Annotated in this window: 1 protein-coding gene; it reads left to right on the forward strand. The window is 57.3% G+C overall.

Annotated elements, in window-relative coordinates:
• Window positions 1-1,008, forward strand: a 1,008-nt coding sequence (locus BMX97_RS31840) for a site-specific integrase (RefSeq protein ID WP_091755082.1), incomplete at its 5' end; no start/stop codon positions are given.
• Window positions 1,009-1,102: the final 94 nt, after the last annotated feature.

Genomic DNA, 1,102 nt, shown 5'->3' on the forward strand with positions numbered 1-1,102 from the left:
AAACTGAGCCAACCTCGCCCCACATCGGCACAGCGCCTTCAGCAGCACACCATCTTGAGCATGATGGAGAGATGGCTCCGTGAGATCGAGGGGGTACAAACAAAGCAATCCCTGATGCAGCACGCTGTAGCCGTCAGGGAGTTCGCTAAGTCGCAACCATCAAGTTGTACTGTGATGAAGGTTGATCGCCGCAAGGCTGGAGAGTTCGTCAGTGACGTGCTTCTGAAATCTGGAGCCGCGCAGAAGACCATAAACCGAAAGCTCAGTTCTCTTTCAGCCATGTGGCGATGGCTTCAGAAACGCGGCTTCGCGAGCGACAACCCATGGGCGGGGCAAGGTAATTTCGGCAGTGTGGCAAGGCTCGACAGCGGCAAGCGGTCATACTCTGCCCGAGAACTTGTCACGCTGCTCAGCACCGATCCTCGAACAGTCATGGGTCAGCGCTACGGTGAGGTGCTTTTCGACCTCATGCGCCTTGCACTCCTGACTGGCTGCCGAATCGGCGAGCTTTGCCAACTTCGAAACGAGGACGTGATTGCAGAGCAGCAGGCGTTCCGCATTCCGGAAGGCAAAACCGAAAATGCTCGCCGTATCGTGCCCGTGCATCGGCTTGGCTGGCCGATCGTTCAGCACCGATTGGCAACATCATCTGACGGCTGGATTTTCTCGGGCCTGACACCAGCAGGACCAGACGGAAAGCGAAGCTGGATCGTGGTGAAGCGGTTCGCCACGTTCCGACAGAAGATGCTCGGTTCTAGTAAAGAAGTCGATTTCCACAGCTTTAGGCGATGCTTCGCCACCTATCTTGAGCGTGCGTCCACCCACACTCCAGCCGTGAACTCCAGCGTCATCGCCGAGCTTATGGGCCATTCAAAGGCGACGCTCGCACTCGCGGTGTACTCTTCAGGGCTTGTCCCCTCGCAGCTTAGGACAGCCATTGACGCTCTTGATTACGTCATTGAGCCCGAGGTCGTCATGCACCTCGGCGACAAGCTTCGAGGTGCATGACCCCCTCGATCTCACGGAGCCATCTCTCCATCATGCTCAAGATGGTGTGCTGCTGAAGGCGCTGTGCCGATGTGGGGCGAGGTTGGCTCAGTTT

The organism is Methylobacterium sp. ap11, from assembly GCF_900110515.1.
GTDB lineage: Bacteria > Pseudomonadota > Alphaproteobacteria > Rhizobiales > Beijerinckiaceae > Methylobacterium > Methylobacterium ajmalii.